The following is a 17501-nucleotide window of genomic DNA, read 5'->3' as shown; positions in this document are numbered from 1 at the left end:
GATGGGCGACCGCTGGCACGTCGAGGTCGACCGGTCCGTGTGCATCGGCTCGGCCCAGTGCCTCCACCACGCACCGGACGGTTTCCGCCTCGACTCCGCCCGCCAGTCCCATCCGGTCGAACCGGACACCGACGCGAGCGAACAGGTCCTGGAGGCCGCCGAGAGCTGCCCCGTGGAGGCCATCATGATCACGCTGGTGGGCAGCGCGGAGCCGGTGTTCCCACCCGAGGACTAGGGGGTGTCGGAGCCGCGGGGTACGCTCCTGCGGTTCCGAAGATCTCCGTTCCGACCAGGGTGGAAACGCGTGCGTGAGTCCGAGGCCGAGCGGCTGATCGACGAGGCCTACGAGGCGTGGAACGCCGAGGAGTGGCTCACCGCGGCCGGCCTGCTGGAGCGGGTCCTCGCGCACTACCCGGACGAGAAGCGCAGCGCGGTGTGGTGGTACGACGCCGCGCTGGCCCACAAGTTCCTGCGCAACTGGGCGAAGGCGTACGAACTGGGCCGCGAGGCCGCCGCCCGCGCCCCGCGCGGCGAGGGCGACCCGGCGTACTGGAACCTCGGCATCGCCGCCACCATCCAGCGCGACTGGGCCACCGCCCGCGAGGCGTGGGCCGGCTTCGGCATCGACCTCCCGGACGGCGAGGGCGAGATCAACGGCCGCTTCGGCGCGGCCTGCGTGCGCCTGGACACCGGCGGCGAACGCGAGGTCGTCTGGATCGACCGCCTCTGCCCGACCCGCGGCCGGGTGGTCAACGTGCCGGTGACCGGCGGGCGCCGCTTCGGCGAGATCGTCGTCCACGACGGCGAGCCCAAGGGCCGCCGGGTCGTCGACGGGCGCGAGTTCCCCGTCTTCGACGAACTCCTCCTCTTCGAGGCCTCCGACCTGCCGACGCTGACGGTGACGGTGAACGCGGGCGAGGCGGCCGACGTCGACGCCCTGGTCGCCCTGTTCCTGGAGCAGGGCTACGGCGCCGAGCCCGCGAGCAGCTTCGAGGTCCTGTGCGCCTGCTGCAGCGAGGGCACCCACGAACAGGAGCGCACGGTCCACGCGGGGGCACAGAGCGTGTCCCTGGCCGCTCCCGAGGCCGAGGCCCGTCGCCTGCTGGAGCAGTGGGCCGGCGAGGTGCTGCCGGGGCGGAGCTGGAGCGGGCTGGAACCGGTCTCCTAGTGTGGCCGCAGCTCAGCGCCGGTGCGAAAAATAATCCCATTTGTCCGGCTCTTTCGTGCGGCATCGGGACTATCCTGAAAGCAGCCTACGAGGCGAGTGAGGGAGTCCGACCGGAGTAGCCGACTTTGGCGCGAGGTACATGCATCCGCCGAGGCCGACAGCGACGGTAGGGCTGAGAGGCCGAAAAGCAGCAGTCAGGCTCGACGGCGACCCCCATCACCTGATCCGGACCATGCCGGCGAAGGGAACCCGTCTCGTAGGTTTCGTGCGTTCGGCGTCCCCGCGGGTGGGAGGCCGTCCAGCAGGGACGGGGGGCGTTGGGGGACACCCCGTAGACCTCCGCATACTGTGCGGCGTCGCCACGCCGGTAGAACTCACCATCGGTGAGGATTCCGCTTCCCCCGGGCGTAGGCGTTCTGTCCTTCGAGAAGGCTCAGAATTCCCGGCGGTCGGACCGGCTTCACGGATCTTTCTCCTTGGTCCCGCGTCGTTGAGGTCGCGGGCGGATCAGCGCGACGCGTCCGGCTCCGTCAGGTCGATCAGTCGGCACACCGTTTCGATGTCGATCTTCACCTGGGCGATGGAGGCGCGGCCCGAGAGCCAGGTGATCAGGGCCGAGTGCCAGGTGTGCTCGATGACCCGGACCGCGGAGAGCTGCTCGGGGGTCGGGTGCTCCAGGCCCACCGCGTCCAGGATGATCGCCGTGGTCTGCCGGGAGACCTGGTCGACCTCGGGGGAGACGCTCCGGTCGGCGAAGGTCAGGGCGCGGACCATCGCGTCGGCCAGGTGCGGCTCGCGCTGGAGCGCGCGGAAGGCCCGCATCAGGGTCTCCGCCACCCGCTCGGCCGCCGTGTCGCCCGCCGGCGGCTTCTTGCGCAGGGTCCCGTGCATGTGCTCCAGCTGGTCCTGCATGGTGGCGACCAGCAGATGCACCTTGGACGGGAAGTAGCGGTACAGCGTGCCGAGGGCCACCTGTGAGGACTCGGCGACCTCGCGCATCTGTACGGCGTCGAAACCGCCCCGGCTGGCCAGTTGTGCGCTCGCGTGCAGGATCCGGCGGCGGCGGGCCTCCTGCCGCTCGGTCAGCGGCGCCGAAGGGGGCCGGACGCTACTGGCTTCCAGCTTGGATTCCGCAGGCATGGGTCCCGTTCCGTGACAGTCGGTGAGGGTGTCTGTTGGGGCTTGTGATCATCCTGCACGGAGGGGGTTCTCGTCGTGGCGTGAATCACCTGATCCACTGCTCACCTGGCCCCTACCTGCCGGTAGATTCAGAGCCTCTTGAACGATCAAGTCTGAAACTTGTTCTAGATTAGCGTCCCGTCGTAGTCTCGCGGGACAGTGCAGGGAGAAGGGGGCCCAGAGTGACCGCTGAGGCCAGTCAGGCGGGTCCCCGACCGGACCTCGCAGCCGACGGCGAGCGACCGCTCAACATCGCGCTTCTCACCTATAAAGGGAACCCGTTCTGCGGCGGCCAGGGCGTCTACGTACGCCACCTCTCCCGCGAGCTGGCCCGCCTCGGCCACCGGGTGGAGGTCATCGGCTCACAGCCCTATCCCGTCCTGGACGAGGGGTACCCGAGCCTGACCCTGACCGAGCTGCCCAGCCTCGACCTCTACCGCCAGCCCGACCCCTTCCGCAGCCCCGGGCGCGACGAGTACCGGGACTGGGTCGACGCCCTCGAAGTCGCGACCATGTGGACCGGCGGCTTCCCCGAGCCGGTGACCTTCTCCCTGCGTGCCCGCCGTCATCTGCGTGCCCGCCGCGGCGAGTTCGACGTCGTCCACGACAACCAGACGCTCGGCTACGGGCTGCTGGGGGACATCGGCGCCCCCCTGGTCACCACCATCCACCACCCCATCACCGTCGACCGGCAGCTGGAGCTGGACGCGGCCCAGGGCTGGCAGCGCCGCTACTCGGTGCGCCGCTGGTACGCCTTCACCCGCATGCAGAAGCGCGTCGCCCGCCGCCTGCCCTCCGTACTCACCGTCTCCGGCACCTCCCGCCAGGAGATCGTCGACCACCTCGGCGTCCGGGACGACCGCATCCACGTCGTCCACATCGGCGCCGACACCGACCTGTTCTCGCCGAATCCGGCCGTGGCCGAGGTGCCCGGCCGGATCGTCACCACCTCCAGCGCGGACGTGCCCCTCAAGGGCCTGGTCTTCCTCGTCGAGGCCCTCGCGAAGGTGCGCACCGAGCACCCGGCCGCCCACCTGGTCGTCGTCGGCAAGCGCCCCACGGAGGGCCCGGTCGCCCAGGCGATCGAGCGCTACGGCCTCGAAGGCGCCGTCGACTTCGTCAAGGGCATCTCCGACGCAGAACTCGTCGACCTGATCCGCTCGGCCGAGGTCGCCTGCGTGCCCTCGCTCTACGAGGGCTTCTCGCTGCCCGCCGCCGAGGCCATGGCCACCGGCACCCCGCTGGTCGCCACCACCGGCGGCGCGATCCCCGAGGTCGCCGGACGCGACGGCGAGACCTGCCTCGCCGTACCGCCCGGCGACGCGGGCGCACTGGCCGGCGGGCTCGGCCGGCTGCTGGGAGACCCGGAGCTGCGCGCGCGGCTCGGCGCGGCGGGCCGTGAGCGCGTGCTGGAGCGGTTCACCTGGGCCCGCGCCGCCGAGGGAACGGTGTCCCGCTACCGCGAGGCCATCGCCGGCTCCGCGGCAGGCGTCCACCGCGCCGAGGTCGCAGAACCCGGCCGCTTCGCGACCGCAGCGAGTGCTGCCCCGGCAGCCGCCACGACCGACACCGGCATCTCTTCCGAAAGCAGGGCCACGTGCTGACCGTCGACTTCTCCCGGTTCCCGCTCGCCCCGGGCGACCGTGTCCTGGACCTCGGCTGCGGGGCCGGCCGGCACGCCTTCGAGTGCTACCGGCGCGGCGCGCACGTCGTGGCCCTCGACCAGAACGGCGAGGAGATCCGCGAGGTCGCCAAGTGGTTCGCCGCGATGAAGGAGGCCGGCGAGGCCCCCGCGGGCGCCACCGCCACCGCCATGGAGGGCGACGCGCTGGCGCTGCCCTTCCCGGACGAGTCCTTCGACGTCGTCATCATCTCCGAGGTGATGGAGCACATCCCCGACGACAAGGGCGTGCTCGCCGAGATGGTCCGCGTGCTCAAGCCCGGCGGCCGCATCGCCATCACCGTGCCCCGCTACGGCCCCGAGAAGGTCTGCTGGACGCTCTCCGACGCCTACCACGAGGTCGAGGGCGGCCACATCCGCATCTACAAGGCCGACGAACTGCTCGCCAAGATCCGCGAAGCGGGCCTCAGGCCGTACGGCACCCACCACGCGCACGCCCTGCACTCGCCGTACTGGTGGCTGAAGTGCGCGTTCGGCGTGGACAACGACAAGGCGCTGCCGGTGCGGGCGTACCACAAGCTGCTGGTCTGGGACATCATGAAGAAGCCGCTCGCCACCCGGGTCGCCGAGCAGGCGCTGAACCCGCTGATCGGCAAGAGCTTCGTGGCCTACGCGACCAAGCCGCACCTGCCCCTGCTCGCCGAGACGGACGGGGCGTCCGCCAAGTGACGACGCCCCGGACAGAACACCTCGTCCTGCCCGGGGTCCTCACCGCCGAGCAGGCCGCCGCGACCGTGCGCGGCATCCTCGCCGTACAGCGGGAGGACGGCGCGATCCCGTGGTTCCGCGGCCACCACCTCGACCCGTGGGACCACACCGAGGCCGCCATGGCCCTGGACGCGGCCGGCGAGCACGAGGCCGCCGAGCGGGCGTACACCTGGCTCGCCGCCCACCAGAACGAGGACGGCTCCTGGTACGCCGCCTACGCCGACGGCGCCCACGACGACGTCACCGACCGCGCCCGCGAGTCGAACTTCGTCGCCTACATAGCGGTCGGCGTCTGGCACCATTACCTGTCCACCGGCGACGACACCTTCCTGGACCGCATGTGGCCCACCGTCTACGCGGCCATGGAGTGGGTGCTGCGGCTGCAGCAGCCCGGCGGCCAGATCGGCTGGCGCCGCGACGACGACGGCACGCCCACCACGGACGCGCTGCTCACCGGCAGCTCCTCCATCCACCACGCCCTGCGCTGCGCCCTCGCCATCGCCGAGCAGCGTGAGGAGCCGCAGCCGGACTGGGAGCTGGCGGTGGGCGCCCTGCGCCACGCGATCCGCCTCCACCCCGAGCGTTTCCTCGACAAGGACCGCTACTCCATGGACTGGTACTACCCGGTCCTCGGCGGCGCCCTGACCGGAGCGGAGGCCAAGTCCCGCATCGAGGCGGACTGGGACCGCTTCGTCGTACCCGGCCTCGGCGTGCGCTGCGTGGTCCCCAACCCCTGGGTGACCGGCGGCGAGTCCTGCGAGCTGGCCCTGGCCCTGTGGGCCATGGGCGAGTCCGACCGAGCCCTGGAGATCCTCCAGTCCATCCAGCACCTGCGCGACGCTGAGAGCGGCCTGTACTGGACGGGCTACGTCTTCGACGACGAGGCGATCTGGCCCCGCGAGCTCACCAGCTGGACGGCAGGCTCCCTCCTGCTGGCCGTCGCGGCCCTGGGGGGCCACGACGCCACCTGCGCGGTCTTCGGCGGAGAACACCTGCCCGACGGTCTGGACCCGGACTGCTGCCGCTGAGCGGTCAGTGCCGGTGAATCCGGTTGGCGACGGCGTGGCCCACGAACAGGTAGACCACGGCGGCGAGCCCGTATCCGGCCACCACCCGGGCCCAGGCCTCGTCGAACGTGAAGAGGTCGTGGGACCAGCCGGCCAGCCAGGCGGCGACGTCGTGCACGAACTGGACGAGGCTGTTGGCCCGGTTCGCGTCCAGCAGGTACATCAGAATCCACAGGCCGAGGATGAACGCCATGATGTCGGCGACGATCGCGATGACCGTCCCGGCCTGATTCCCACCCTTGCGATATCGAGACATGTACTTCGGATTGCCGCAACCGGGGCGGCGAAACCCGGCCGGGAACCCGAACGGAGTCGCCCAGGTGGCGGACACCGGCCGTCCGGGTGAGGCTTCCGGAGGAAGTACCCGCTCGGGGAGACACGTCCGGAGGACCTCGTGCCCGTACCGATACGGCGTCTCTGTGTGGCGCTCACCCTGTGCTGCGCTCTGCTGGCCGGTTCGACGGCCTGCGGCAGCAGCGAGAAGACCAGTACGAAGGACACCACGCAGGTGGCCGCCGCCGACGCGGCCACGCCCAGTCCGAGCACGTCGGCCGAGCGCCAGAAGTTCGCCAAGACCCGGTTCGTGGCGAACGCGGCCCTCGCGGCAGGCGCGGTCTACCAGTGGATCGTCAAGCCCGCGAAGCAGGGCAAGTTCAAGAAGGGCGCCAAGGGCCGCAAGCTGACCCTGGTGAAGGCCGGTCTGGCCGGCGCCTTCGCCTACAACCGGCTCAAGGCGGCCCAGAAGAACGCCCAGGGCGATCCGACGCTCTCCAAGGCCCTGGCACCGCTCACCGCGGGCATCGCGAGCCTGAAGAGCCTGCCGGCCAAGCTGCGCAGCGGCGACGAGGGCGCGGCCGGCGCCTTCGACGACATCATCAACAAGGTGAAGGACGCGGGCCAGAGCGCCGGCGCCCCGGTCAAGGACCAGGTTCCGTCCGCCTCGCAGCTGAGCGGCGGCTAGGCGTTCAGCTCCGCCAGCACCCTGAGGGTGTGCGGGTCCGGTGACAGGGCCAGCAGGTCCGTCACCGGACCCTTGCGCCACAACTCCAGGCGCTCCGCGACCCGTTCGCGCGGGCCGACCAGGGAGATCTCGTCGGCGAAGGCGTCCGGCACGGCCAGCACGGCCTCCTCACGACGCCCGGCCAGGAACAGCTCCTGGATCCGCCGGGCCTCCTCCTCGTAGCCCATGCGCGCCATGAGGTCGGCGTGGAAGTTGCGGGCCGCGTGGCCCATCCCGCCGATGTAGAAGCCGAGCATGGCCTTCACCGGCAGCAGACCCTCTGCCACGTCGTCGCACACCTTCACCCGCGCCATCGGCGCCACCAGGAACCCCTCGGGCAGCTCCCGCACCACGTCCCCGTACACCTCGGGCCGGCTCGGCGCCCAGTACAGCGGCAGCCAGCCGTCGGCGATCCGGGCCGTCTGCGCCACGTTCCTGGGGCCCTCCGCACCCAGCAGGATCTGGAGGTCGTCGCGCAGGGGATGGGTGATCGGCTTCAGCGGCTTGCCCAGTCCCGTGCCGTCCGGCTCCCGGTACGGCAGCGGATGGAAGCGGCCGTCCGACTCCACCGGCCCCTCCCGCCGCAGCACCTGCCGTACGACGTCCACGTACTCCCTGGTCGCGGTCAGCGGCGACTTCGGGAACGGGCGGCCGTACCAGCCCTCCACCACCTGCGGCCCCGACAGACCGAGCCCCAGCATCATCCGCCCCCCGGAGAGATGGTCCAGGGTGAGCGCGTGCATCGCGGTGGTGGTCGGCGAGCGGGCCGCCATCTGGGCAACGGCCGTACCCAGTCTGATCGTCGAGGTCTGCGCGGCTATCCAGGTCAGCGGGGTGAAGGCGTCCGAGCCCCAGGACTCGGCCGTCCACACGGAGTGATACCCGAGCCGTTCCGCCTCCTGCGCGAGCGGCACATGGTCCGGGGAGGGGCCGCGGCCCCAGTAGCCGAGTGCGAGACCGAGCCGCATACCTGCCTCCTGACGGTGCGTCAGCCAATGCGCGGGAGGCGACTGTACGGCAACGGCCCCCCGCCCGGAAGGGCGAGGGGCCGTCGGCGACGGTACAGGTGGGGCTCAGCCGCGCTGGATCCCGGAGGTGTCCTGCAGCACACCACGGCGGCCGTCCTGGGTCTGCGCGACCAGCGCGGCACCGCGCTGCTCGACGGCCAGGTACCAACTGCCGGGCGCCAGTTCGGCGATCGGCGTCGGCGAACCGTCCTCGGCGAACAGCTGCCGGGGTACCGGCACTGCGAACCAGAACGGCGAGAAGTCCGCGCCGGGGGCCGGCTGCGGCGCCGGGGCGGCGGCGGCCTGCGGAGGCGGCTGCTGCCCGAACGGCTGGCCCGGCTGCGGCTGGGCGCCGTACGGCTGCTGCGTCTGGGCGGCACCCGGGTAGCCGTAACCACCGGGCGGCTGGGCGCCGTAGGGCTGCGGAGCGGCCGGCTTGGGAGCCGGGACCAGACCGGCCTGCAGGGCCGGGACCAGCGGGGTGGCGATGGCGGCGCCGGCCATGACGAGGGTGGCGATGAGGGCGAGGATCAGGCCCGTGCCGGCGCCCGGCCCGTCGGTGGAGGTGCTGCCGATGTTGTTCGCGCCGCCGGACGGGTCGATGACGTTGCCGAGGGCGCTCCACGCGGCGAAGACGGTGAACGCCACGCCGAACTGGCCGAGGTCCAGGCCCGCCACCTTGAGCGGCTGCGACTTGGTCCGGGCGAAGACGACGAGCCCCGCGCCGATGATCCCCGCCAGGACGACACTGAGCAGAACTGGGCCGCTTTCCCACAGGTTCGGGATGGCGAAGCCGTCCGGCAGCTTGTCATCGGAGTAGTTGTCGAGGAACGACGCGATGAACAGCAACACCGCTGCTCCGATCACCACGCCGTCGCCTCTAGTGAGGGAGCGGATATTCACAACAGGTCCTTCGTGAGTCGTCTCGTCGTCGGTAGACACTATCGTCCGCAAGATCGGACTGTCCGCCCGGTTCCGCCCGCCGGTCACGACTCGCGCAGGAAACTCACGATTCCCTCAGAGATCCCCTGCGCGGCCTTCTGCCGCCAGGCGCCACTGGTCAGCAGTGCCGCGTCCTTGCTATCGCGCATGTTGCCGCACTCGATGAAGACCTTGGGGACTGTTGACAGATTGAGACCACCCAGGTCCCGACGTGTGACGAGACCGGTACCGTCGCCCACGTAGTTGGAGGGGGGTTCGCCCGTGACGCGCAGGAAGTTGCCCGCGACGCGCTCGCCGAGGTCGCGTGAAGGGCCGACGATCGGGCGGGTGTCGGCGGCACCGGCGTGCACGGACGCCGGGAGGATGACGTGGAAGCCGCGGTCGCCCTCGGCGGAGCCGTCGGCGTGGATGGAGATGGCGGCGTCGGCGTGCGCCGTGTTGCCGATCCGGGCCCGCTCGTCGACGCAGGGTCCCCAGGGCGGGGAGTCGCCGTCGTGCGTCAACTTCACCGTGGCGCCCTGCTGTTCCAGGATCGCGCGCAGCCGGTGGGCCACGTCCAGCGAGAACCGGGCTTCCGTGTAACCGGCGTTGGTGGACGTACCGGTGGTGTCGCACTCCTTCTTGTTCGTGCCGATGTCCACCTGGCGGTTGATCTCGGCCGCGTGGGAGAAGTTGCCGGGGTTGTGGCCCGGGTCGATGACGACGACCTTGCCCTTGAGGGGGCCGGAGGCGGCGGGGGTGGACGTGGCGGACTTGGTGGGCGTCGGGCTCTTCCGCTTGCCGTCGTCGGTGGCGGGCGCCGACCAGGGCTTGGCGGTGCTCGGCGAGGCCGCGGAGGTCTGCGGGGCGGCCTTGTCCGAGCCGCCGCCCGAACCCCCGGACCCGCCCACCGCCTCGTACACCATCCAGCCCAGCAGAGCGCCGGGCACGAGCGCGGCGAGCGCGACGGTCAGCGGCCCTCGCCGGGGCCGGCGGGGCTGCGGGGGATCGAAGTCCGGGCCTACGTACGACACGCCTGCCACCCTAGCGGCCACACAGGTCCTTCACATGACAGAGAGGGCCGGGCGGGTGGCGACCCGTAGGCGATCAGGTCAGACGCCCGCCCCGGTCCGCCGCAGTACGCGCAGCGATCCGGTCACGGAGACCTCCGTGAACGCGCCCGACTCCAGCGCGCGCAGATAGACGCGGTACGGCGCCTGGCCGGTGAACTCGTCCTCGGGGTGCGGGAAGACGTCGTGGATGAGGAGCAGGCCGCCCTCGGCGACGTGCGGGGCCCAGCCCTCGTAGTCGGCGGTGGCGTGCTCGTCGGTGTGGCCGCCGTCGACGAACACGAAGCCGAGGGGGGAGTTCCAGATCGCCGCGATCTGCGGCGAGCGGCCGACGAGCGCCACCACGTGCTCCTCCAGGCCCGCCTTGTGCAGGGTCCGGCGGAAGGTCGGCAGCGTGTCCATCAGACCGATCTCGGGGTCGACGGTCTCCGGGTCGTGGTAGTCCCAGCCCGGCTGCTGCTCCTCGCTGCCCCGGTGGTGGTCGACGGTGAGCGCGCTGAGGCCGGCCTGCCGGGCCGCGTCCGCGAGCAGGACCGTCGAGCGTCCGCAGTACGTCCCGACCTCCAGGAGAGGGAGCCCCAGCTGCCCCGCCTCGACCGCGGCCGCGTACAGCGCCAGCCCCTCGTCCACGGGCATGAAGCCCTTCGCCGCCTCGAACGCGGCCAGGATCTCGGGCTTGGGTGCGGCGGGCATGGGCGGCCTTTCGGTCGTACGGCTGTGTGGCCGCCCATGCTGCCGCACCCCCTGTCGGTTGGACGACGGGGGGTGCGTACAGCGCGCCCCGCAAGGGGCGCGGGGAACTGCGCGACAAGCCACGACGGTGCCGCAGTCGCCGGACGAGACACAGCGGCACCGTGGTGGGGCGCTATGCGCTGACGCTCTCACCCGGCAAGGAAAGATCCAGGTCGAGCACCCGCTCCTCGCCGTGGTGCGTCGCGGACGAAGCCAGCGGCCCATGCCCGGAAGCCCTCGCGGCCAGCACATACGCACCCCCGGCCGGCACCGCCAGGGCATAGCTGCCGTCCGCCTCGGAGAGCGTCGCGCCCGCCTGCCGCCCCCGCCGGTCGATCAGCGTGACCTTGGCCCGGGCGACCGGAGTGCCCCCGGCGTCCAGGACCCGCCCGCGAAAGCCCCGCAGGACCTCCTCCGCGCGCCGCAGGTTCGCGTCCTCCTCGCTGCTCGCCCGCAGCTGCGGTGCGCGGTCGGGCTTCGGCAGGAAGAGGGCGAGCAGCAGGCCCACCGCCACCGCGGCCGTCGCGATCAGGAAGGAGACGTGGAAGCCGTGCATGGTCGGGATCGCGAGCCCGCCCACGTTGTGGGCCGTGTTGGCCAGGACCATGCCGATGACGGCGCTGGAGACGGACGTGCCGATGGAGCGCATCAGGGTGTTCAGGCCGTTGGCCGCGCCCGTCTCCGAGGCCGGGACCGCGCCGACGATCAGCGCGGGGAGGGAGGAGTAGGCCAGACCGATGCCGGCGCCCAGGACCACGGACGTGACGATGGTCTGCCAGGCCGCGTGCATCAGGCCGAGGCCTCCGCCGTAGCCGACGGCGATGATCATCAGGCCGACGATCAGGGTGACCTTGGGGCCGTAGCGGGCGGACAGACGGGCGTACACCGGCGCCGTGAACATCATTGTCAGGCCCAGCGGGGCCACGCACAGGCCCGCGACGACCATGGACTGGCCGAGGCCGTAGCCGGTCGCCTTCGGCAGCTGGAGCAGCTGGGGCAGGACGAGCGAGACGACGTAGAAGCTGACGCCGACCATGATCGAGGCGAGGTTGGTGAGCAGCACCTCGCGGCGGGCGGTGGTGCGCAGGTCGACCAGGGGCGCCTGGACGCGCAGCTCGAACAGGCCCCACAGGACGAGGACGACGGCGGACGCGGCGAACAGGCCGAGCGTCGTGCCGGAGGACCAGCCCCAGTCGCTGCCCTTGGTGATGGGCAGCAGGAGCAGCACCAGACCGGTGGACAGGCCTATCGCGCCCAGCAGGTCGAAGGAGCCCTCGGCGCGCATCGGGGACTCCGGTACGACGAGGAGGGTCACGACGATGGAGAGGGCGCCGAGGCCGGCGGCGCCGTAGAACAGGGCGTGCCAGTTCATGTGCTGGGCGACCAGGGCCGCGGCGGGCAGCGCGAGGCCGCCGCCGACGCCGATCGAGGAGCTCATCAGGGCCATGGCCGAGCCGAGCTTCTCGCGCGGCAGCATGTCCCGCATCAGGCCGATGCCGAGCGGGATCGCGCCCATGGCGAAGCCCTGCAGGGTGCGGCCCACGATCATCGTGAGCAGCTGGCTGGTGACCGCGCTGACCAGGGCGCCGGCCACCATCACGGCGAGGCTGAGGATCAGCATGCGCCGCTTGCCGTAGAGGTCGCCGAGCCGGCCCATGATCGGAGTGGCCACGGCGCCCGCCAGCAGGGTCGAGGTGAGGACCCAGGTGGCATTGCTGGGGGCGGTGTCCAGCAGCTGCGGCAGGTCCTTGATGACCGGTACCAGCAGCGTCTGCATCACCGCGACCACGATGCCCGCGAAGGCGAGCACCGGGACCACGGCTCCGCCGGCCCTCCGGTGGGGCTGGGCGGTCGTCGTGTGCGTCATTGAGTGAGGCCTCCCGCGTGACATGAGTGGTAGGTAAACCTCGTATGCACAGGCAACTATTCCGTTGCTTCGGGCCCCTAATGAATCCTTGACCGGCCCATGGGTTTCTGATCTGCCGTCAGGCTCTGGTGTGTTGGTGGAACACGTTCTACTCTGACGCGCCATGAAGGCCTATGTCGCCGGGGTCGGAATGACCCGCTTCGAGAAGCCCGAGACCCGGGAATGGCAGTACTGGGACATGGTGCGGGAGGCAGGGGGTGCGGCGCTCGCCGATGCCGGGGTCGCGTACACCGATGTGGAACAGGTTCCCGTCGGCTACTGCTTCCAGCCCTCGACCGCCGGCCAGCGCGCCGCCTACGAACTCGGCCTGACCGGGGTACCCGTCTACAACGTCAACAACAACTGCGCGACCGGCGCCACCGCGCTGATGCTGGCCCGCCAGCTGGTCGAGGGCGGTTCCTGCGACTGCGTGCTGGCGCTGGGCTTCGAGAAGATGAGGAAGGGGGCGCTCGGGGGAGGGGCCGACGGCGGCGACTTCTCGACCTCGCCGGTGGCCCGGCACTACGGGATCATGGCCGCCCGGCACGGCTTCGAGATGACCCCGCCGACCGCGCAGATCTTCGGCGACGCGGCCCGCGAGCACATGGAGCGGTACGGCACCACCGAGGCCCAGCTCGCCGCGGTCGCCGCCAAGAACCACCGCCACTCGGCCCACAACCCCTACGCCCAGTTCCGGGACGTGTACGAGGTGGACGACATCCTCGCCGCGCGCACGGTGCACCGGCCGCTGACCAAACTGCAGTGCTCGCCGACCTCGGACGGCGCGGCGGCGGCCGTGGTGGTGTCGGAGCGGTTCGCCGAGGCGCGCTCGCTGACCGGCCTGGTCGAGATCGCCGGACAGGCCATGACCACCGACACCGAGGAGTCGTTCGCGTCCGGCTCGTGCATCGACGTCGTCGGACAGCCCATGTCCCGCGCGGCGGCACGGCAGGCGTACGAGCGGGCCGGGCTCGGGATCGAGGACGTGGACGTCGTGGAGCTGCACGACTGCTTCTCCGTCAACGAACTGCTGACGTACGAGGCGCTCGGCATGTGTCCGGTGGGCGAGTCCGGCAAGCTCGTGGAGTCGGGGGCGACGTCGTACGGCGGCCGCTGGGTGGTCAACCCCTCCGGCGGGCTGATCTCCAAGGGGCACCCGCTGGGCGCGACCGGCCTCGCGCAGGCGGCCGAACTGGTCTGGCAGCTGCGCGGCGAGGCGGGGGAGCGCCAGGTGCCCGGAGCCCGGGTGGGCCTCGCCCACAACATCGGCCTGGGCGGTGCGGCGGTGGTCACACTGCTGCGGGCGGCGTAGGCCGGGTGTAGGCCGTACGACCCAGGACCCGGTGGTCCGAAATGCCGATGCAAGGACCGTAACCGGGTTGAGAGCATGACACCCATGCTGGAAGCCGCCGACACCTCGCCCCTCATATCCCGCCGCGTCGCCCTGCCCACCTGGCTGGTGGTGGCGCTGGCCTGTGCCGGACAGTTCCTGGTCGTGCTCGACGTGTCCGTGGTGAACGTCGCCCTGCCGTCGATGCGCACCGACCTCGGGCTGAGCACCTCGGGCCTCCAGTGGGTGGTGAACGCGTACGCCATCGCCTTCGCCGGGTTCATGCTGCTCGGCGGACGGGCCGGCGACCTCTACGGCCGCAAGCGGATGTTCCTCGTCGGGCTGGGCCTGTTCACGCTGGCGTCGCTGGCCGGCGGGCTGGCCCAGGACGGCTGGCAGCTGCTGCTGGCACGGGCCGCGCAGGGGCTGGGCGCTGCGGTGCTGGCGCCCTCGACACTGACGCTGCTGACGGCCGCGGTGCCCGAGGGCCCGGCCCGGGCCCGGGCGATCGCGACCTGGACCGCGGTGGGCGCCGGCGGCGGTGCCGCGGGCGGACTGGTCGGCGGGGCCCTGGTGGACGTGCTGGACTGGCGGTGGGTGCTGCTGATCAACGTGCCCGTCGGCGCGGTGGTGCTCGCCGGCTCGCTGAGGTGGCTGCCGGAGAGCCGGGCGGGGGACGGGCGGCGGCTCGACCTGCCGGGCGCACTGCTGGTGACGGCGGGTCTGGCGACTCTGGCGTACGGCATCTCGCGGACCGAGTCCGAGGGGTGGACGTCGGCGGCCACGCTGGTGCCGCTGTTCGCCGGGCTCGCGCTGGTCGGACTGTTCCTGGCCGTCGAGGCCCGCACCCCGGCCCCGCTGATGCCGCTCGGACTGTTCCGGCTGCGTTCGGTGGCGTCGGCGAACACGGCGATGTTCCTGAGCGGTTCGGCGATGTTCTGCATGTGGTTCTTCATGACGCTGTACGCGCAGAACGTGCTCGGCTACTCCCCGCTGGTCGCCGGACTCGCGCTGGTGCCCAGCTCCCTCGCGGTGGTGCTCGGCTCCAAGCTGGCGCCCCGCTTCCTGCCGGCACTGGGCGCGCGCACCGTGGCCGTGGCGGGGGCGTTGATCGCGGCCGCCGGATTCGCCTGGCAGTCGACGATGACCGCGCACGGCGCCTACCCGACCTCCGTCATGGGGCCGGGCATCCTCATGATGCTGGGCGCCGGGCTCTCGGCGACGCCACTGGCCGCGCTCGCCACCTCGGGGGCGTCGGCCTCCGACGCCGGGCTGGTGTCCGGACTGGTCAACACCTCGCGCACGATGGGCGGTTCGCTGGGGCTCGCGGTGATGTCGACCATCGCGGCGGCACGTACGGCGCACACCGGGAACGGCGCCGGGGCCGAGGCCCTGACCGAGGGGTACGCGCTGGCCTTCCGGACCGGGGCCGGGGTGCTGCTGGGCGGGGTGCTGCTCATGCTGCTGTGGCTGCCGAAGAAAATCTCGGTGAGTTCCGCGCGGTGAGGCAACGGTCCGGGCGGCCCGTGGACTCCTTCTGACATCTAGGAGGTGCCCATGGGGGACGGGAAGCAGGCTCGGAACGAGGAGTTCCAGAGCTTCATGATCGGCCGCTGGCCGCGGCTGATGCGTACGGCATTTCTCCTCACGGGAGAGCAGCACGCCGCGGAGGACCTGGTCCAGTCGACCCTCGAGAAGGTCTACGTGGCCTGGCGCAGGGTCGGTTCGGCCGACGACCCGGAGGCGTACGTACGGCGCGTGATGATCAACGCGCATGCGCGCAGACACAGAAGAAGGCTGAAGGAGTTCCTCGCGCCGAGGGACGACTCGGGCCTGGTGCACGAGGTGCCCGACACGGGCGACCGCATCGCGCAGGCCGACGACCGCAGCGCCCTGCTCGAGGCGCTCGCCCAACTGCCCGCGCGGCAGCGCGAGGCGGTGGTCCTGCGCTACTGGGAGGACCTGACGGAGACCCAGACGGCGGAGGCGATGAGCTGCTCGGTCGGCACGGTGAAGAGCAACGCGGCCAAGGGGATCGCGAAACTCCGCGCCGTACCGGGACTGGCCGAGATGGTGACGCAGGGAGGGTGCAAGTGATGAGCGCGGACCGGAACAGGAACCACGACATGAGCCAGACGGACATCGCCCTCCTCCTCGCGGACGCCGCGGACGGGGTCGAGATCGGTACAGCCCCGGTGCAGGCGGTCGTCCGCGGCGGCCGGCGACGCAGAGCACGGCGCTGGGCGATGGCTTCGGCCACGGCGCTGGTGGTGGCCGGGACGACGGGCGCCCTCGCGGTGACGGGGCTGCCGGGGGGCGGCCCGGCCGACCGGCAGGCGCACGTGGCGAAGCCCCCGGCCTCGGCGGAGGCCCGGCATGTCTACGAGCCGCAGCGGACCGAGCTGGCACGGGGCGTCTACAAGGGCAAGGAATGGCACGTCGTCGTCCAGGTGTGGGGAGCGCCGCGCAACAAGGACGAGGCGGCCCGGCAGTTCGAGGCCATGGCCGGGCTGGGCATCCAGCCGGCGGACGCCCGCAAGCCCGCCGACCTGATCGGCAAGATCTCGTACTTCGCGACCCGGGGCTGGGGCGATTATGACCGGCCGCAGCAGGTGATGTTCAACTCGGTCGAGAAGTTCGAGCGCTACTCGGGCACGGACCTCACGGCCGCGGCGACCCGGCTGGGGCACGGCGGCGAGAGCTCCGGCCGGCTGGTGATCGGCATCGTCGCCAAGACCGCCCGGCAGGTCACCTGCCACTGGAAGGACGGTACGACGGCCGTGGCCGAGCCGGCCGACGGCTTCTCCGCCCACGACACGGGATCGGCGATCCGCGTGATCGACGGCTTCCAGGGAGCCGACTGGTTCGTGTGCACGGCACCGGGAGGGACGTCCTACGAGTCGGCGGAGGTGACGAAGTAGCACCGCCGGGAGGTCACAGCCACCCCTGCTGCCGGGCCTCCCGCACCGCCTCCGCCCGGTTCCGCGTGCCCGTCTTGCCGATCGCGGACGACAGGTAGTTGCGGACCGTGGACTCGGACAGATGGAGCCGGCCGGCGATGTCGGTGACCGTCGCCCCGTCCGCCGAGGCCTTGAGCACATCGCACTCCCGGGCGGTCAGCGGATTGGGCCCGGCGCTGAGCGCGGCCGCGGCCAGCGCCGGATCGACCACGGTCTCCCCGGTGAGCACGCGCCGGATCGCCTGGGCCAGCTCCTCCACCGGCCCGTCCTTGACCAGGAATCCGGCCGCTCCGGCCTCCATGGCCCGGCGCAGATAGCCGGGCCGGCCGAAGGTGGTCAGGATCAGCACCCGGCAGTCCGGCGCCTGCTCGCGCAGCTCGGCGGCCGCGTCCAGGCCGCTGATGCCCGGGAGTTCGATGTCCAGCAGAGCCACGTCCGGCCGGTGCAGCAGCGCGGCCGCCACGATCGCGTCACCGGTCGCGACCTGGGCGACCACCTCGATGTCGTCCTCCATGCCGAGCAGCAGGGCGAGCGCACCGCGCATCATGCCCTGGTCCTCGGCGAGGAGGACCCGGATGTTCTTCACGGTCCCAGCGTAGCCAAGAACGGGAAATCAAAGACTCGTCATGGTTCGCGTCCGCAGGGGTTGACGGTCCACGGGAACACGCAAACAATCGCCTCTGCATTTCCGGTAATTGTTCGGTATTTCGACGTCGAATTGGTTCGGTATTTCGGTCGAACGACGTTCGGTATACCGACCAACTCGGCGTCC

General features: G+C 71.5%; 18 protein-coding genes. 10 read left to right on the top strand and 8 right to left on the bottom strand.

Annotation, left to right across the window (positions count from 1 at the left end):
• The first annotated feature begins 1 nt into the window (after position 1).
• Positions 2-235, top strand: coding sequence for a ferredoxin (locus AC07DS_RS23345; RefSeq protein WP_094218068.1), 234 nt, complete (start codon positions 2-4; stop codon positions 233-235).
• Between the two features lie 69 nt (positions 236-304).
• Positions 305-1168, top strand: coding sequence for a tetratricopeptide repeat protein (locus AC07DS_RS23340; RefSeq protein ID WP_479148115.1), 864 nt, complete (start codon positions 305-307; stop codon positions 1166-1168).
• A 507-nt stretch (positions 1169-1675) separates the two neighbouring features.
• Here AC07DS_RS23340 and AC07DS_RS23335 read toward each other — a convergent pair.
• Positions 1676-2308 (bottom strand): TetR family transcriptional regulator, encoded by a 633-nt coding sequence (locus tag AC07DS_RS23335; protein ID WP_479148114.1) that lies wholly within the window; start codon positions 2306-2308, stop codon positions 1676-1678.
• A 221-nt stretch (positions 2309-2529) separates the two neighbouring features.
• Here AC07DS_RS23335 and AC07DS_RS23330 point away from each other — a divergent pair, with 221 nt between their 5' ends.
• The 3 genes from AC07DS_RS23330 to AC07DS_RS23320 are packed head-to-tail and all read left to right on the top strand — an operon-like array spanning position 2530 to position 5764.
• The gene (locus AC07DS_RS23330; RefSeq protein ID WP_479148112.1) at positions 2530-3951 is read left to right on the top strand and encodes a glycosyltransferase family 4 protein; all 1422 of its coding nucleotides are present in this window, start codon (positions 2530-2532) and stop codon (positions 3949-3951) included.
• Positions 3945-4697, top strand: coding sequence for a class I SAM-dependent methyltransferase (locus tag AC07DS_RS23325; protein ID WP_479148110.1), 753 nt, complete (start codon positions 3945-3947; stop codon positions 4695-4697). Before AC07DS_RS23330 ends, AC07DS_RS23325 begins: the two co-directional genes overlap by 7 nt.
• Complete coding sequence (locus AC07DS_RS23320) at positions 4694-5764, top strand: prenyltransferase/squalene oxidase repeat-containing protein (RefSeq protein ID WP_479148108.1); 1071 nt, start codon at positions 4694-4696, stop codon at positions 5762-5764. Before AC07DS_RS23325 ends, AC07DS_RS23320 begins: the two co-directional genes overlap by 4 nt.
• A 4-nt stretch (positions 5765-5768) precedes the next feature.
• Here the strand turns inward: AC07DS_RS23320 and AC07DS_RS23315 are convergent, their stop codons facing one another.
• A complete protein-coding gene (locus AC07DS_RS23315; protein WP_479148106.1) occupies positions 5769-6059 on the bottom strand; it encodes a hypothetical protein in 291 nt (96 codons plus the stop codon).
• 138 nt (positions 6060-6197) lie between these two features.
• On the opposite strand from AC07DS_RS23315, the gene AC07DS_RS23310 reads away from it, so the two are divergent.
• Positions 6198-6764 (top strand): hypothetical protein, encoded by a 567-nt coding sequence (locus AC07DS_RS23310; protein ID WP_479148105.1) that lies wholly within the window; start codon positions 6198-6200, stop codon positions 6762-6764.
• On the opposite strand, the gene AC07DS_RS23305 is transcribed toward AC07DS_RS23310, so the two are convergent.
• The 5 genes from AC07DS_RS23305 to AC07DS_RS23285 all read right to left on the bottom strand — a co-directional run bounded on the left by AC07DS_RS23305 (position 6761) and on the right by AC07DS_RS23285 (position 12400).
• Positions 6761-7771: an LLM class F420-dependent oxidoreductase gene (locus tag AC07DS_RS23305; RefSeq protein ID WP_479148103.1), complete on the bottom strand. Its 1011-nt coding sequence runs from the start codon at positions 7769-7771 to the stop codon at positions 6761-6763. The two genes, AC07DS_RS23310 and AC07DS_RS23305, sit on opposite strands and share 4 nt — an antisense overlap.
• A gap of 105 nt (positions 7772-7876) precedes the next feature.
• Positions 7877-8713: a hypothetical protein gene (locus tag AC07DS_RS23300; RefSeq protein WP_479148101.1), complete on the bottom strand. Its 837-nt coding sequence runs from the start codon at positions 8711-8713 to the stop codon at positions 7877-7879.
• Between the two features lie 83 nt (positions 8714-8796).
• Positions 8797-9765: an N-acetylmuramoyl-L-alanine amidase gene (locus AC07DS_RS23295; protein WP_479148099.1), complete on the bottom strand. Its 969-nt coding sequence runs from the start codon at positions 9763-9765 to the stop codon at positions 8797-8799.
• 78 nt (positions 9766-9843) lie between these two features.
• Positions 9844-10494 (bottom strand): class I SAM-dependent methyltransferase, encoded by a 651-nt coding sequence (locus tag AC07DS_RS23290; RefSeq protein WP_479148097.1) that lies wholly within the window; start codon positions 10492-10494, stop codon positions 9844-9846.
• Between the two features lie 172 nt (positions 10495-10666).
• The gene (locus AC07DS_RS23285; protein ID WP_479148095.1) at positions 10667-12400 is read right to left on the bottom strand and encodes an MFS transporter; all 1734 of its coding nucleotides are present in this window, start codon (positions 12398-12400) and stop codon (positions 10667-10669) included.
• A 163-nt stretch (positions 12401-12563) separates the two neighbouring features.
• Between AC07DS_RS23285 and AC07DS_RS23280 the strand changes: the two genes are divergently transcribed.
• The 4 genes from AC07DS_RS23280 (at position 12564) to AC07DS_RS23265 (ending at position 16690) form a co-directional block, all read left to right on the top strand.
• Positions 12564-13751 (top strand): thiolase C-terminal domain-containing protein, encoded by a 1188-nt coding sequence (locus tag AC07DS_RS23280; protein WP_479148093.1) that lies wholly within the window; start codon positions 12564-12566, stop codon positions 13749-13751.
• Between the two features lie 75 nt (positions 13752-13826).
• The gene (locus tag AC07DS_RS23275; protein WP_479148091.1) at positions 13827-15275 is read left to right on the top strand and encodes an MFS transporter; all 1449 of its coding nucleotides are present in this window, start codon (positions 13827-13829) and stop codon (positions 15273-15275) included.
• A gap of 51 nt (positions 15276-15326) precedes the next feature.
• Positions 15327-15866 (top strand): SigE family RNA polymerase sigma factor, encoded by a 540-nt coding sequence (locus AC07DS_RS23270; RefSeq protein ID WP_479148089.1) that lies wholly within the window; start codon positions 15327-15329, stop codon positions 15864-15866.
• Positions 15867-15895: 29 nt separating this feature from the next.
• Positions 15896-16690: a hypothetical protein gene (locus AC07DS_RS23265; RefSeq protein ID WP_479148087.1), complete on the top strand. Its 795-nt coding sequence runs from the start codon at positions 15896-15898 to the stop codon at positions 16688-16690.
• Positions 16691-16703: 13 nt separating this feature from the next.
• Here AC07DS_RS23265 and AC07DS_RS23260 read toward each other — a convergent pair whose 3' ends face one another.
• On the bottom strand, positions 16704-17315 hold the full coding sequence (locus tag AC07DS_RS23260; RefSeq protein ID WP_145875606.1) for a response regulator transcription factor: 612 nt from the start codon (positions 17313-17315) through the stop codon (positions 16704-16706).
• Positions 17316-17501: the final 186 nt, after the last annotated feature.

Source organism: Streptomyces sp. NPDC044064 (assembly GCF_056434245.1).
This window is presented reverse-complemented; position numbering and strand designations above follow the sequence as displayed.